Source organism: Croceibacterium selenioxidans (genome assembly GCF_018599195.1).
In the GTDB taxonomy this organism is placed as follows: Bacteria; Pseudomonadota; Alphaproteobacteria; order Sphingomonadales; family Sphingomonadaceae; genus Croceibacterium_A; species Croceibacterium_A selenioxidans.
In genome coordinates this window covers 1,464,213-1,478,937 of record NZ_JAHFVK010000001.1, presented here as the reverse complement: position 1 = coordinate 1,478,937, position 14,725 = coordinate 1,464,213, and the positions used below count along the sequence as shown (strand labels likewise).

Sequence of the window (14,725 nt, the reverse complement as noted above, 5' to 3'; positions counted from 1 at the left end):
CGGAGAGCCAAGGGAGTTGGCGATGAATTACGTCCGTAACGCCTGGTATGTCGCGGCCTGGTCCAGTGAGATCGAAGGCATGAAGCCGTTCGCGATCACCATTCTCGGCGAACCTATCGTGATCTACCGTGGCGAGAGTGGCCGTCTTGCCGCGCTGGAGGATCGCTGCGTCCATCGGTTGGCACCGCTGTCGCTCGGGCGCTGCGAGGGGGACCGGCTGCGTTGCATGTACCACGGGCTTCTCTATGCGCCCGAAGGGAAGGTCGTCGAGATCCCCGGTCAGCAGCAGATTCCCCCGCGTGCCGCGGTACGTAGCTATCCGATTGTCGAGCGGCACAGTTGGGTCTGGATATGGATGGGCGCGGCCGAGGCCGCGGACGAAACCCTGATACCACCGGCCGTCGGGCTCGATCACCCCGATTTCATCCTCGGCCATGGCCAGCTCGATTACGAAGCAGAAGCCAGGCTGATCAACGACAACCTGCTCGACTTCAGCCACCTGACATACGTTCACGCCGAGAGCTTTGGTGCGGGGGAGGAGTTTGCCTCGACACAGGCCAAGATCGAGCCGGTCGAGCGGGGCATCCGCTATCAGCGGTGGATCGAGAACTCGCTCGGCTCATCCTCGCGCAAGAGTGCGACGCCGATGGATAGCTACATGGTCTATGACTTCCTGATCCCGGGCGTGCTGCTGATGACGGGGGGCGTCTTTCCCCTCGGGACTGCGGCGGAGTGCGGCTACGGCACGCCGGATTTGTCGCATGCCGTCAGTGGGACGACCTTCACCAGCCAGGCCGTCACTCCCTTGACCGCCAAGACCTCGCGCTACTTCTTCTCTTGGGGGCCGCATCGCGACCATGGCGATGAAGCGGTGCGCGACATCCTGATGGGTATCGCCGGCAAGGCTTTTGCCGAAGACAAAGTCATGATCGAAGCGCAGCAACGGGTGATCGATCGCTCGCCGGGCGCGCAGATCATGCCTACCGCGCACGATAAGGGGGTCACCCTGTTCAATCGGCTGATCGAGAAGCTCTCACGGGAGGAGCGGGAGCGGGTCGGTATCGCGGCTTGATCGCGGTCCTGTCGCAAGCGGGGAAATAGCGTCGCCTCCGCGCGTTGAGGGTTCGTTCCCACCCAACAGGAGGATGCGATGGCTCTCGAAATCGTCACGCGCAAGGATGGCCCCTATCTCGTGACCGGCGATCTCAGCCAGCTCGAGCTGCGCGATGGGGATGGCAATCTCTACGACCTTTCGGGCAAGAGCCGCGTGTTCCTGTGCCGCTGCGGCGGGTCGACGACCAAGCCGTTCTGCGATGGGCAGCACAGCAAGATCGGGTTCCAGGCGGCCGAGGCGGCGGTCTCGGTCGAGGGGTAATCATCCTCCTCGATAGTGGCGCGGGCGGACTTAGCTTCCCCCGTTGTCCGTGACTCCGGCTTCCGCCAGCTTGCGCTCGTTCTCCGCGCGCCAATTAGCATAGCGGGGGCTGGTCGAGCGGATATTGGCCCAGACCAACGTGTTGCCTTCATGGCAGGCATATTCGAAAGGCTCGTAAGCGTTGTTGCGCGTCCATGGGTAGCCGATCTTGAAGGGCCCGGTGAGCACCACCGGGTCTTCGACCCAGGCTTCGTAGTAAAGACCGTTGGGGCCCGGGGTGAAATGCTCGACGATCTTCATCGAGGTGCTCGTGGGAATGCCCGAGGTCCCATTGCTCGGGCCGACGATGACCATTGGCGAGAGGCCGTTGAAATTGGTCGTCTCGACCACCAGCGTATCGCCTTCGAAATGACCGCGCGAACTGCCGAGCCAGGACTTCACATCCTCATGGGGCTGCGGCCGCCCGTCCAGCGGGATGAAGCGCTGTTCGTGGATCATCTCGTGGTTGATCACGACCCAACCGGGCGACTGAAAGATCCGCACGCCGTTGTTGTAGGGGAAGGGCAGCATCGTCGCCGGCATCCCCCGGGTGATGCAGCGGTCGAGCGAGTTGAAGTCGCCCAGTTTCTCGAACACTTCACCATTCCAGCTACTGCGCATCCTAGTTTGGAGGCGCTTGCCTTCGCCGGTCAGTGCCGGAATGCGGCCGGTGTCGGCCGGCTCGACGATCAACGCGGTCTGCCGCAGCGCGGTGCCGTATTCAAACCAGTTACCTGCACCGAGCTGGTTGTTGGCATCCTCGCGATCGGCACCCGCTTCGACATCGGCGGCGGCATCCACAGCCTTGCGGTATTCCTCGTCGGTCATCAGCAGACGGTTGCCGTATTCGGGGCGGCGCTGCATCGGCGTGCGCCCGACCTGGTCGAGGGGGTAGGTGCCGCGCAAATCGGGATCGCCCCACTCGGTTCTGGCCGCGCTCCATCCGGAAGGGGAAGGTGGAGGTACGCCCACCGCTTCCTGTGCGCCAAGCTGCGTGGACGCCGCCAGCGCCGCCAGCAGCGCCAAGGTGCGAAGGGCCTTCCTCTCCATCTCAGTCCCCCGTGTGTTCTGTTGTTTGGCGCTATCCTGACCCCTTTTGCGAGCGTCGGCAATGGGTTGCCGCGAGAAGAGAGATCTCAGGACGAGGTCTCGGCTTGCCAAGGCGATCCAGGCCGGCCGGGGTGTCACCCCGTCACCCCTTGCGCGCTCCTTCCACAACGAATCCATTCTTGGCGTTGCGAGCGGCGGACGTGGTACCCATATTCAGTTCCAAACCTCGGCGCGGCCCCACTTTTGCTAGCGCGCGTTAAGACGGACGGACACGATATTTCATGACTATTTCGTACCCTCTCCTCCCCCTCCGCGACATTGTCGTCTTTCCCGGCATGGTCGTTCCGCTGTTCGTGGGACGCGAGAAGTCGGTGGCGGCGCTCGAGGCGGCGATGGAAGGCGACAAGGACATCTTTCTCGTCGCCCAGCTCGATCCGAGCTGCGACGCTCCGGAACGCAGCGACGTCTACGACATCGGCGTGGTCGCGCAGGTCCTCCAACTGCTCAAACTGCCTGACGGCACCGTCAGGGTCCTGGTCGAAGGTCATTCCCGGGCGCGTCTCGTGGCGATGGATGAGGTGGAAGGCTTCGTCTCCGCCCTGACCGAGGCGATCGACGAAGACTCGGTGGCCGGCAATCAGGTTGCGGCGATGATGCGCTCGGCGATCGAGCAGTTCACCGACTACGCCAAGCACAACAAGAAACTGCCCGAAGATATCGAAGAAGACCTCGGCGGTATCGACGATGCGGGCCGTTTGGCCGACGCTATCGCCGGCGCGATCTCGGCCAAGGTTGCCTCCAAACAGGCGCTGCTGGCCGAGACCGACCCGCTCAAGCGGCTCGAGATGGTCTATTCGGTGATGGAAGGCGAACTTTCCGTCCAGCAGGTCGAACGCAAGATCCGCGGTCGCGTGAAGCGGCAGATGGAGAAGACCCAGCGGGAGTACTATCTCAACGAGCAGCTCAAGGCGATCCAGTCCGAGCTGGGTGGCGGCGATGACGAGGGCGGCGACGAGATCGCCGAACTCCAGACCAAGATCGAAACTCTCAAGCTTTCGAAGGACGCCAAGGCCAAGGCCACGGCGGAGCTCAAGAAGCTGAAGACCATGCAGCCAATGAGCGCCGAGGCGACGGTCGTTCGTAACTATCTCGATGTGTTGCTCGGCTTGCCCTGGGGCAAGAAAAGCCGCCTGAAGAAGGACATCGCCAAGGCGCAGGAGATTCTCGACGAGGACCACTACGCGCTCGACAAGGTGAAAGACCGGATCGTCGAGTACCTGGCCGTGCAGGCGCGTACCAACAAGCTGAAGGGTCCGATCCTGTGCCTCGTCGGCCCTCCGGGCGTGGGCAAGACCAGTCTGGGCAAGTCAATCGCCAAGGCGACCGGGCGCGAGTTCGTGCGCCAGTCGCTGGGTGGCGTGCGTGACGAGGCGGAAATCCGCGGCCACCGCCGGACTTACATCGGATCGCTGCCGGGCAAGATCGTCACCAACCTCCGTCGCGCTGGGGCGAGCAATCCGCTGTTCCTGCTCGACGAGATCGACAAGCTTGGCCAGGACTTCCGCGGCGATCCGGCCTCGGCGCTGCTCGAAGTGCTCGATCCGGAACAGAACGCCAAGTTCCAGGACCATTACCTGGAACTCGACATCGACCTTTCCGACGTGATGTTCGTGTGCACCGCGAACTCGCTCAACTTGCCGCAGCCCTTGCTCGACCGCATGGAGATCATCCGGCTCGAAGGTTACACCGAGGACGAGAAGGTCGAAATCGCCCAGAGGCACCTGATCGCCAAGCAGGTCGAAGCTCACGGGCTCAAGAAGGGCGAATTCGAGCTGACCGAGGACGGCCTGCGCGATTTGATCCGCTACTACACCCGCGAAGCCGGCGTGCGCACGCTCGAGCGTGAGATTGCGCGCCTGGCCCGCAAGAGCCTGCGGCAGATCCTCGAGAAAAAGGTCACAGGCGTAGTCATCACGCCGGAAAACCTGGGCGACTTTGCCGGTGTGCGGAAGTTCCGCCACGGCATGTCCGACGAAGAGGCCCAGGTGGGCGCCGTCACGGGCCTCGCCTGGACGGAAGTGGGTGGCGAATTGCTCACGATCGAGAGCGTCACCACTCCGGGCAAGGGCGAGATACGCACTACCGGCAAGCTTGGCGAAGTGATGACCGAGAGCGTCGCGGCGGCCTTCAGCTTCGTGAAGGCGCGGGCGCCGGCCTACGGCATCAAGCCGTCGATCTTCCAGCGCAAGAATATCCACATCCACTTGCCCGAAGGGGCGGTGCCCAAGGATGGTCCGAGCGCGGGCGTCGGCATGGTCACCTCGATCGTCTCGACCTTGACCGGCGTCCCGGTGCGTCCCGACGTAGCGATGACCGGCGAAGTGACCTTGCGCGGGCGGGTCCTGCCCATTGGCGGCCTAAAGGAAAAGCTGCTCGCGGCCTTGCGCGGTGGCATCAAGAAGGTCCTCATCCCGGTGGAAAACGAAAAGGACCTGGCTGAGATTCCGGCGAACGTGAAGGAAGGTCTCGAAATCGTTCCGGTTGCGCACGTTGACGAGGTGCTGCGTCATGCCCTCACGGACTTGCCGGAACCGATCGAATGGACGGAAGCGGACGACCTTGCCAGCCAGCCGAATCCGCATGGTCCCGGCCCAGCCTTAACGGGCGTCGCGCACTGAGGAATTGTCCGGGCCGAGTCTGCTGCATCGCAGCGACTCGGCCTTCGGAATAGGCGGGATTGAGCCGTTTTGTGTGCCATCATTGGCACGAACGGCGGTTTCATTCGAAATGTTGCGAAATTTGGCTCAATTCCGCGCCGCGCGCGGCTTTGCCCTTGCCAGTTGTCCGAAAACTCGCTCAATTCCCCGCTTCGCCCGGCGCGATTCATAACTTCGAACCTGAGAAACTGGAGGGGGGTTTTCCGGAATGAACAAAAACGAGCTAATCGGTGCAGTCGCCGATGCCAGCGGTCTGTCGCGGAGCGACGCGACCAAGGCGGTGGAAGGTGTGTTCGACACAATCACGGGAGCGCTCTCCAAGGGAGATGAGGTGCGCCTGGTTGGTTTCGGCACATTCTCGGTCGCGAAGCGCAAGGCTTCCACCGGTCGCAATCCGCGGACGGGTGAGCCGATGACGATCAAGGCGTCGACGCAGCCGAAGTTCAAGGCCGGCAAGGGCCTCAAGGATTCGGTCAACTGAGACTTTGAGGTTCGCCCCTGAGCAGAAGGGGCGCGAAGAAGGGCCGCCAGGCATCCGCCCGGCGGCCCTTTCTTTTTGGCCGTTCAATTGCCGAGCTGGATCAACGCCATCGGCGGAGACTGCGTCCTCCGGTTCACTTTCCACTCGAGTACCTGGCCCGTCGTTCCAGCCTGCGGGCCTTCGTCGGTGTTGTTGGCCAGGATCTTGCCATCGGTCACGATGCGGAAGGTACCCTGCATTTCGGGCATGTTCTCCAGCCCGGTTTCCTCGGCCGCGCCAGTGGTGCTGTAGGCGCTGGCGAGACCCGCCATGCCGGTCATCATGCTCTGCAGCGGATTACCGTTACCCTGGGTTGAGAATCCGGGCGCTTCGATCCGCAGCTGGTTGCCTTGGCGCAAGTTGGCGAGGACGAAGCTGTTCGACATCGGCAGGCGTTCGAAGGTCGGGAAATTGAAGTCGTGGCTCATGCGGCTGGTGATGGAGAACTCCACCTCGAATAGCCCGTCACCCCGATAGTCGACCCTTTTCCAGCCTTCCTGTCGGCGCAGACGTTCGGCGAGTTCTTCTGCAGCTTCCGGATCCGTCGGGTCGATGCCGCCGAGAAGGGCGCTCATCATTTCCGAATCACGCTTGGCGGCAGCGGCGCGGCTTTCGGCCTGGCTTTCCCAGACCTGGCGCTGCTCGGCTATTTCCTCGTCAGTGCAGGGCCGCTCCTCGAAATCGTCGTCGTTATAGCAAGTGGACGCGACGAACTCCTCGTTGCCCGTCTCCGCCTTGTTGGCCGCATCGGCGAGCTGGGCGAGGGCGAGAAGGTAGATTTGCCCATTGTAGGTGAAGGTGAACTCGCCGTCCCTGCGCAAGTCCAGGGTCGCATCGAAAGTACCGGGCGTGATGATGCAGGCGCTCAGGGCCAGCGTTGCAACGGCAGCCACAACACTTGCCGTGGCCACGCGCCAACGTCGCATAAATTCCATTTTGTGATCCCCCTGTAGGCGCGCCCCGTAACCCCGTGAGTACTCCCTCTATCGCGTCGCCACCGCATAGAGCGCGATCGCCGCTGCGTTGGAGACATTGAGGCTTTCCATAGCATCGCTGATCGGCAAGCGCGCCAGGGCATCGCAGTGCGCGGTGATATTGTGCCGCATGCCTTCGCCTTCGGCTCCCAGGACGAGTGCGACTTTGCCGGTTGGCAAGGCTTCGCCGAGCGTGGCCTGGGCCTCTCCGGCCAGGCCGATCCGCCAGTATCCGGCTTCGGCCATCTCCTCGAGCGCGCGCGCGAGATTGACCACTCGCACCCACGGCACGACTTCAAGGGCGCCCGAAGCTGACTTGCCCACGACACCGCCCTCGGGCGGGGCATGACGATCCTGGGTGACTATGGCTGCCGCACCGAACGCGGCGGCGGAGCGCAGAATCGCGCCCACGTTGTGCGGGTCGGTGACCTGGTCCAAGACCAGCAACAGGCCGTCGGGATCCTCGTCGAGGATTTCGGACAGGTGGACGTCCTCGAGCGGCTCGCACTCAAGAACCAGGCCTTGGTGCGGCGCATCGCGTGCAACCAGCCGGGCGAGGTCGGCGCCGTCGGCATATTCTACTGGAAAATCAGCCGGCAATTCGCCGTCGAGCGAGGCGATTCCCTCGCGTGTCGCCCACAGCTTGCGGTGCCGTCTTGCCGGATTCTTGAGCGCGGCCTCCACGGCATGTCTGCCCCAAAGTCGCACCTGGCCCTGCGAGGCGCGGCCCGAGCCGCGTCCGCCTTGCATCCGTCCCGCCCGTCCGCGCAGGTTTTTCTTGCCGTCTCGTTTGCTCATTCAGTCCCCCTGCCAGCGGCACCATTGACAGGCAAGCGTCGCTTCGCCATGGACCCCCGCACTCGGCCGGGCGGCCCCACCAAGTGGGCCAAACGATGCGGGATTTCCCGCCTTCCGGCAATCGGTGGACAGGTGGCCGAGTGGTTAAAGGCAGCAGACTGTAAATCTGCCCGTGAAAGCGTACGCTGGTTCGAATCCAGCCCTGTCCACCAGCCGGCCCTCAGCAGAGACTCAGCCCGATCCGGGCGCGTACTTTGCAATTGCTGCCCGGATAAGCTGACGCGCCGGGTTGTGGCGCACTCCGCAAGGCCTTAGATGGCTCGAATGGCCGGAGAATTAAGAGACAACCGGGGACGCGGCGAAGCCGAATGGTCCTGGCCCACCATCCATCCGGAAGGACGCAAGTTCGGCCTGATCGCGGTCGGCATCGCGCTGGTGGTGCTGCTCCTGCTCGATTGGGAGATTCTCGGCTGGCCACTGCTCGCCTTGTCCGCCGGTGTTTTTGCCTTCTTCCGCGACCCCGAACGCGTGGTCCCGCAAGGTGAGGATCTGGTACTCGCACCGGCCGATGGGCTGGTGTCGCTGATCGTGCAGGTCGCTCCGCCGCCGGAACTGCAGGGGCCCGACTCAACGGGTAACCCCGGGCTTGGGCCCGATCCGGTTACCCGGGTTTCCATCTTCATGTCGGTCTTCGACGTTCACATCAATCGAGCGCCCGTCGGCGGAACGATACGCCGGGTGGCCTATATCCCCGGAAAGTTCATGAACGCCGATCTCGACAAGGCGTCCGAAGACAACGAGCGGCAGCACATCCTGATCGAGCGGCCTGACGGGCGGGCGATCGGCTTTACCCAGATCGCTGGGCTGGTGGCGCGCCGGATCGTACCGTTCGTCAAGCCGGGTGACATAGTCGCTGCGGGCCAGCGGGTCGGCCTGATTCGATTCGGCAGCCGCGTAGACGTTTATCTGCCGCAGGGTACGGATTCGAAAGTTCTACTGGGCCAGAAGGTCATCGCCGGGGAGACCGTGCTCGCCCAGATCGGGGCACAGCAACTGATAGAGGGTGTCAGCCAGTGACGCCGTCCGACCTGGACGACGACAACGAGCCTGATCTCGCCTCCGGGTGGGTGGGCCCCAGGGCCAGCGAGGACGAGGTGGTCACGCCGTCAAAGGGCGTCAAAGGACTGACTCTTCGGGCCGTGCTGCCGAACGCGATCACCGCGGCGGCGCTTTGTTCGGGCCTGACGGGGATCAGGTTTGCCATCGACGGGAATTTCGAAAAGGCGGTTCTGGCGATCATCCTGGCAGGGATGCTCGACGGGATCGACGGCCGGATCGCTCGTCTGCTCAAGGCTCAGTCGCGTTTCGGCGCGGAGTTGGACAGCCTTGCCGATTCGCTGAGTTTCGGAACGGCCCCGGCCATCGTGCTGTTCCTGTGGTCGTTGCACGATTTGCCGCGCTTTGGCTGGTTCGCGGCGCTCGCGTTCGCCATTTGCTGCACGCTTCGGCTGGCCCGTTTCAATGCGCAGATCGACGTGGAGCATCAACCGCACAAATCAGTTGGGTTCCTGACGGGCGTACCTGCGCCAGTGGGGGCCGGTCTCGCCTTCCTGCCTATGTTCCTCTGGCTGGCCAGTGGCGAGTCCATCTTCCGTGAGCCCGCCGTAGTCGCGGTTTGGGTGGCGGCGATTGCGATCCTGATGATCTCCAACCTGGCGACACTGAGCTGGGGTTTGATCCGACCGCGAAGGAGTATCCGGCTTGGCGCGATTGCGTTTGCGGGCTTGGTCTTCGCCGCCTTGCTGACCGAACCCTGGTGGACGCTCGCCGGTGTTTGCGTCCTCTACCTTGCGCTCATGCCTTACAGCATCTTGCGGTACGCCAGAATCAAATCGCAGCGTGCTGCAGCTTTGGTCCCCGCTGCAAATGGGGCAGCCTCAAGGGTCGAGTAACGGGCGCGAAATCGACGCCCCATTGCCGTTCCAGTTCGTTCCGGATGACATGCCCCCGACGGACGCCGGTGACGATTGAATTCCGAATCGCGGCCATTGCACTCACGGCGATGATGCCAAACAGGATCGAGAAGGCGACTGCGACCATCGGATCAACCTTTCCATTGCGGTCCGCACCCACCCGAAATCCCCGGGGCGCCGCCGCCTGATAACTGCGAAACCTGGTGACGGGTTCCGCTTGAAGTGCATATGTTCGTTATTTGTTCTCAAGTCAAGGAAGTTCTTGGTCTGTTCCGATACGGATCGGATTGGGGGTGGATTTCCCCCTCATCCTCATCTAAGGGCCCGCCCGTCGAACTGTTAGCGTTCCATTCGGGGCGCGGCGATTCGGCAAATCCACATGGGAAACGCACATACCGGTGCCGCAGGCGGGATCTCCGCCGGGTTCCAGTTTCCCAGAGGCCTAACCGGAAAGGAATGACTTATGGCGGTTCCCACCGTCTCCATGCAGCAATTGATCGAGGCCGGCGCTCACTTCGGCCACCAGACCCACCGCTGGAACCCGCGGATGAAGCCGTACATCTTCGGCTCGCGCAACGGCGTTCACATCCTCGATCTGTCGCAGACCGTGCCGCTGTTTGCGCGCTCGCTCGACTTCATCGCCGCGACTGTCCGTTCGGGCGGCAAGGTGCTGTTCGTCGGTACCAAGCGCCAGGCTCAGGAGCCGATCGCCCAGGCTGCGCGCGCTTGTGGCCAGCACTTCGTCAATCATCGCTGGCTCGGCGGCATGCTGACCAACTGGAAGACCATCTCGGGTTCGATCAAGCGCCTCAAGTCGCTCGAAGAGCAGCTCTCGGGCGACACCACTGGCCTGACCAAGAAGGAAGTCCTTCAGCTCACCCGCGAACGTGACAAGCTCGAGCTTTCGCTCGGCGGCATCCGCGACATGGGTGGCATCCCGGACGTGATGTTCGTGATCGACGCCAACAAGGAAGAGCTGGCGATCAAGGAAGCCAACGTGCTGGGTATTCCGGTCGTGGCGATCCTCGACACCAACGTCGACCCGAACGGCATCGCGTTCCCGGTTCCGGGCAACGACGACGCTAGCCGTGCCGTGCGTCTCTACTGCGATGCCGTGGCCCAGGCGGCCACCACTGGGCGTAACGAAGGCGTAGTCGATTCGGGTGCCGACGTCGGCGCGCTCGACACCCCGCCGGAAGAGACTGTGGCGGCCGAAGCTCCGGCCGCCGACGAAGCTGCTGACGTCCAGGCGTAAACCGCCCGTCACATTCGTATTGCAGGGCGCCGGATCACGTTGAGCGGTCCGGCGCCCGGGATATTTCAAGAGGAACGTACAATGGCTTACACCGCCGCAGACGTGAAGAATCTCCGTGAGCGCACCGGCGCCGGGATGATGGACTGCAAGAAGGCGCTGGACGAAACCGGGGGCGATTTCGAAGCCGCGGTCGACGCACTGCGCGCCAAGGGCCTCGCTGCCGCCGCCAAGAAGTCGAGCCGCACCGCGGCCGAAGGTCTGGTTGGCGTTGCCGTGAGCGGCACCAAAGGTGTCGCGGTCGAGGTTAACTCGGAAACCGACTTTGTTGCCAAGAACGACCAATTCCAGGATTTCGTGCGCAGCGCTACGGAAGCGGCTCTGTCGCTGGCCTCCGATGAAGTCGAAGCACTCAAGGACGCGGCCTATCCGGGCGGCGGCACCGTGGGCGAGAAGCTCACCAACAACGTCGCCACTATCGGCGAAAACCAGCAGCTGCGCCGCATTAAGAGCGTCTCGGTGAGCAAGGGCGTTGTCGTGCCTTACATGCACAACGCACAGGCGCCGAACCTCGGCAAGATCGGCGTGCTCGTCGCGCTGGAGAGCGAGGCTGATGCCGCCACTCTCGAAGCGCTTGGCAAACAGCTGGCGATGCACATCGCGGCCGCGTTCCCGCAGGCCCTCGATGCTGACGGTCTCGACGCCGAGGTGATCGAGCGCGAGCGCAAGATTGCCGCCGAAAAGGCTGCCGAGACGGGCAAGCCGGCCGACGTGCAGGCCAAGATGGTCGACGGCGCGGTGAAGAAATACGCGAAGGAAAATGCCCTGCTGAGCCAGGTCTTCGTGATGGACAACAAGACCGCCATTTCCGACGTCGTCGCACAGGCTGGCAAGGCCGCCGGTACGCCGATCGTGCTGAAGGACTATGTCCGCTTCCAGCTCGGCGAAGGCATCGAGAAGGAAGTCACCGACTTCGCGGCGGAAGTCGCCGCGGCTGTTGCCGGCTGATCCCTTTCGCCTGCTTTAGGCTTTTCGAGAGGCCGCCGGACTTCGGTTCGGCGGCCTTTTTCGTGCCTCTGGATGCCAGCCGACAGATTTTGTTCGCGCCCGGGTCCAAGCGCCATCGGGACTCGGTGCAAACTGCTTCTCCAGGTAAGCCCCTTCGCCCCTTGGCACCGCTTCGCCGCGCTCTATAAGGGCGGCAAATCCCAACCTTCCGGAGAGAACCCCGCCCCATGACAATGCCCAGCGTCAAGCGCGTCCTGCTCAAGTTGTCGGGCGAAGTGCTTATGGGCGGGCAGCAGTTTGGGATCGATCCGACGATCGTCAGCGAACTCGCGCGTGAGGTGAAGGCGGCCAAGGACAGCGGGCTTGAAATCTGCCTCGTCATTGGTGGCGGCAACATCTTCCGCGGCATGGCCGGCGCGGCGCAGGGAATGGACCGGGCGCAGGCCGACTACATGGGAATGCTGGCTACGGTGATGAACGCTCTGGCGATGCAGAACGCGCTCGAGCAACTGGGCGTCCATACGCGGGTCCAGTCAGCGGTTCAGATGGATCAGGTGTGCGAACCTGTGATCCGCCGCCGGGCCGAGCGTCATTTGGAGAAGGGACGCATCGTGATCTTTGCCGCGGGGGTCGGCAGTCCCTATTTCACCACTGACAGCGGGGCGGCCTTGCGAGCGGCTGAGATGAAATGCGATGCCCTGCTCAAGGGCACCAGCGTGGACGGCGTCTACGACGACGATCCCAAGAAGAATTCGAATGCTACGCGTTTTGAAACAGTCAGTTATGACAGAGTCCTCGCAGATAACCTCAAGGTCATGGATGCCTCCGCAGTGGCGCTTTGCCGCGATAACGATATCCCGATCGTGGTCTTCTCGATCCGCGAAAAGGGTAATCTCGCGCGCGTGCTGTCGGGCGAAGGTGTACAGACGATAGTGCAAAAGGAAGCCTGAGATGCCGAAGTATGACAAGGCCGATATCGAGCGCCGCATGGTCGGCGCGGTCGAGAGCCTTAAGAGCGACCTTACGGGCTTGCGCACGGGGCGTGCCAACGTGGCCCTGCTCGACCCTGTGATGGTCGAGGTCTACGGTTCGATGATGCCGTTGAACCAGGTCGCCACTGTATCCGCACCAGAGCCGCGCATGCTGAGCGTGCAGGTGTGGGATCGGTCGAACGTGACACCGGTGGAGAAAGGCATTGCCCACGCCAATCTTGGCCTCAACCCGATGATCGACGGCCAGACCCTGCGACTGCCGTTGCCGGACCTGACCGAAGAGCGTCGCAAAGAACTGGCCAAGTTGGCTGGCAAGTATGCCGAAGGGGCAAAGATCGCCATTCGCAACGTCCGTCGTGACGGCATGGAAGCGCTCAAGGAAGATGAGAAAAAGAAAGACATCTCGGAAGACGACCGCAAGCGGATGGAAGAGGAAGTCCAGAAGCTGACCGACCGTTTCGTGGCCGAGGTGGACGCTGCCGCGGCGCATAAGGAAAAGGAAATCCTGCAGCCGTGAACGTTTCTCCCCCGTCTTCAATTGCGCCGGGCGAGGGCGGTTCGGCCTCGCTCGAGACACAAGGTTCGGTGCAAAAAGGCGGAAAATCGTACGGTGCGCGCCACGTGGCGATCATCATGGACGGCAACGGCCGATGGGCGAAGCGGCGCCACCTGCCTCGCGCCCTTGGGCATCAGCGCGGCGTAGAGGCCGTGCGCCGGCTTGTGCGCGCGATCGGGCCGTTGGGCATCGACTGCCTGACGCTTTACGCCTTCTCATCCGAGAACTGGAAGCGGCCGGATGAGGAGATCTCCGATCTCATGGGTTTGATGCGCAAGTTCATCCGCAGCGACTTGCCAGAGTTCATTGCAAACGACGTCAAGTTGAAAATCCTTGGCGATTACAAGGCCATGGCACCGGATATTGTCGAAATGCTCGAGGACGCGCTTGCCCGGACTTCGGGTGGAAGCAGGACCTTGGCGGTCGCGCTCAATTATGGTTCGCAGCAAGAGATCGCCCGTGCTGCCGGCAAGGCCGCGGCCGAAGGGGCGGTGACGCCCGAGACCATTGCGGCCAACCTCGACACGGCTGACTTGCCCCCGCTCGACTTGCTGATCCGCACCTCAGGCGAGGTGCGGCTGTCGAACTTCCTGCTCTGGCAGGCGGCGTATGCCGAAATGTGGTTTACCGACGTCTTGTGGCCGGATTTCACTCTCGCGCATTTAGAAGAGGCGCTGGCGAATTTTGCCGGCAGGGAGCGGCGATATGGCGGACGATAGGCCTGCGTCTCAATCATCGGGTGATTTTGATCCCGTGCCGCTGAACGTGCGGACGGCGGATTTGCCGCTCAGACTGGCTTCGGCGGGAATGATGCTGGCGGTGTTGGTCCTGGCATTGTGGCTTGGCGGCGCGGCGCTCGATACGTTCATTTATCTGGTGGCCTTGATTGGCTTCATCGAGTTCATGCTGCTGGTCTTCAAGGCGACGCCTCGCTTTGTGGTCCGTTTCCCTGCGGTGATTGCCGGTGCGTTCTATTTCGGTTGCGCGGCTTCGATCATGACGGGAGCCGGGACCTTCCTGCTGGTTCTGGTCATCGGCGTGACGATCGCCACGGATACCGGCGCCTATTTTGCCGGCCGTGCGATCGGCGGGCCGAAGATCGCCCCTTCGATCAGTCCGTCAAAAACCTGGGCTGGCCTGGCCGGCGGGATGATAGCGTCGGCGGGCTGGGTATTCGCCTGGGTTCTGGCGATCGATGCGCCGCTCGACGACTGGCTGGGACCCAGGTTCGAACTGGGGCTCAACATGTCGCTGCAAAATCTCCTGGGGGCGGTGCTGGTCGGGGTGGGGCTCGCAGTCGTGGCCCAAGCCGGAGACTTCTTCGAGAGCTGGCTGAAGCGGCGCGCGGGCGTGAAGGATAGTTCACGCCTGATCCCCGGTCATGGCGGCGTATTCGATCGGATCGACGGTCTGGTCCCGGTGGCGATCGTGGCCGGGTTCATAGCCACGCAGATGGTTGTTTAGGCCGGGT

At 62.9% G+C, this 14,725-nt stretch carries 15 protein-coding genes and 1 tRNA gene; 13 read left to right on the top strand and 3 right to left on the bottom strand.

Features of this window, described 5'->3' with window-relative positions; translation table 11 throughout:
• Positions 1-22 precede the first annotated feature (22 nt).
• Together KK137_RS07195 and KK137_RS07190 are read left to right on the top strand one after the other, a co-directional pair.
• A complete protein-coding gene (locus KK137_RS07195; protein WP_214535465.1) occupies positions 23-1,072 on the top strand; it encodes an aromatic ring-hydroxylating dioxygenase subunit alpha in 1,050 nt (349 codons plus the stop codon).
• Positions 1,073-1,150: 78 nt separating this feature from the next.
• Positions 1,151-1,375 carry a CDGSH iron-sulfur domain-containing protein gene (locus tag KK137_RS07190; protein WP_214535464.1) on the top strand — a complete coding sequence of 75 codons (225 nt, stop codon included), beginning with the start codon at positions 1,151-1,153 and terminating at the stop codon, positions 1,373-1,375.
• A gap of 30 nt (positions 1,376-1,405) precedes the next feature.
• Here KK137_RS07190 and KK137_RS07185 read toward each other — a convergent pair whose 3' ends face one another.
• A complete protein-coding gene (locus tag KK137_RS07185; RefSeq protein WP_214535463.1) occupies positions 1,406-2,464 on the bottom strand; it encodes a hypothetical protein in 1,059 nt (352 codons plus the stop codon).
• 281 nt (positions 2,465-2,745) lie between these two features.
• Here KK137_RS07185 and lon point away from each other — a divergent pair, with 281 nt between their 5' ends.
• Both lon and KK137_RS07175 read left to right on the top strand, forming a co-directional pair.
• A complete protein-coding gene (gene lon / locus KK137_RS07180) occupies positions 2,746-5,142 on the top strand; it encodes an endopeptidase La (RefSeq protein ID WP_214535462.1) in 2,397 nt (798 codons plus the stop codon).
• A gap of 247 nt (positions 5,143-5,389) precedes the next feature.
• Positions 5,390-5,662, top strand: coding sequence for an HU family DNA-binding protein (locus KK137_RS07175; RefSeq protein WP_055920184.1), 273 nt, complete (start codon positions 5,390-5,392; stop codon positions 5,660-5,662).
• A gap of 83 nt (positions 5,663-5,745) precedes the next feature.
• On the opposite strand, the gene KK137_RS07170 is transcribed toward KK137_RS07175, so the two are convergent.
• Both KK137_RS07170 and rlmB read right to left on the bottom strand, forming a co-directional pair.
• Positions 5,746-6,636 (bottom strand): hypothetical protein, encoded by an 891-nt coding sequence (locus KK137_RS07170; protein ID WP_250893611.1) that lies wholly within the window; start codon positions 6,634-6,636, stop codon positions 5,746-5,748.
• A gap of 48 nt (positions 6,637-6,684) precedes the next feature.
• A complete protein-coding gene (gene rlmB, locus KK137_RS07165) occupies positions 6,685-7,473 on the bottom strand; it encodes a 23S rRNA (guanosine(2251)-2'-O)-methyltransferase RlmB (RefSeq protein ID WP_214535461.1) in 789 nt (262 codons plus the stop codon).
• A gap of 126 nt (positions 7,474-7,599) precedes the next feature.
• Here rlmB and KK137_RS07160 point away from each other — a divergent pair.
• The 9 genes from KK137_RS07160 to KK137_RS07120 all read left to right on the top strand — a co-directional run bounded on the left by KK137_RS07160 (position 7,600) and on the right by KK137_RS07120 (position 14,718).
• Positions 7,600-7,685: transfer RNA gene (locus KK137_RS07160), tRNA-Tyr, on the top strand.
• A 112-nt stretch (positions 7,686-7,797) separates the two neighbouring features.
• Positions 7,798-8,550, top strand: a complete 753-nt coding sequence (locus KK137_RS07155) for a phosphatidylserine decarboxylase (protein ID WP_214535460.1) — start codon at positions 7,798-7,800, stop codon at positions 8,548-8,550.
• Between the two features lie 50 nt (positions 8,551-8,600).
• Positions 8,601-9,425, top strand: a complete 825-nt coding sequence (locus KK137_RS07150) for a CDP-alcohol phosphatidyltransferase family protein (protein ID WP_214536055.1) — start codon at positions 8,601-8,603, stop codon at positions 9,423-9,425.
• 484 nt (positions 9,426-9,909) lie between these two features.
• The gene (gene rpsB / locus KK137_RS07145; protein WP_214535459.1) at positions 9,910-10,701 is read left to right on the top strand and encodes a 30S ribosomal protein S2; all 792 of its coding nucleotides are present in this window, start codon (positions 9,910-9,912) and stop codon (positions 10,699-10,701) included.
• An 81-nt stretch (positions 10,702-10,782) separates the two neighbouring features.
• Positions 10,783-11,706 (top strand): translation elongation factor Ts, encoded by a 924-nt coding sequence (gene tsf, locus KK137_RS07140; RefSeq protein WP_214535458.1) that lies wholly within the window; start codon positions 10,783-10,785, stop codon positions 11,704-11,706.
• A 227-nt stretch (positions 11,707-11,933) separates the two neighbouring features.
• Complete coding sequence (pyrH, locus tag KK137_RS07135) at positions 11,934-12,656, top strand: UMP kinase (RefSeq protein ID WP_214535457.1); 723 nt, start codon at positions 11,934-11,936, stop codon at positions 12,654-12,656.
• A 1-nt stretch (position 12,657) separates the two neighbouring features.
• Positions 12,658-13,215 (top strand): ribosome recycling factor, encoded by a 558-nt coding sequence (gene frr / locus KK137_RS07130; RefSeq protein ID WP_214535456.1) that lies wholly within the window; start codon positions 12,658-12,660, stop codon positions 13,213-13,215.
• A gap of 116 nt (positions 13,216-13,331) precedes the next feature.
• Entirely contained in the window at positions 13,332-13,973 is a 642-nt protein-coding gene (gene uppS / locus KK137_RS07125; RefSeq protein ID WP_214536054.1) for a polyprenyl diphosphate synthase, read from the top strand.
• On the top strand, positions 13,960-14,718 hold the full coding sequence (locus KK137_RS07120; RefSeq protein WP_214535455.1) for a phosphatidate cytidylyltransferase: 759 nt from the start codon (positions 13,960-13,962) through the stop codon (positions 14,716-14,718). The genes uppS and KK137_RS07120 overlap by 14 nt, the downstream gene beginning before the upstream one ends.
• The last annotated feature ends 7 nt before the right edge of the window (positions 14,719-14,725 follow it).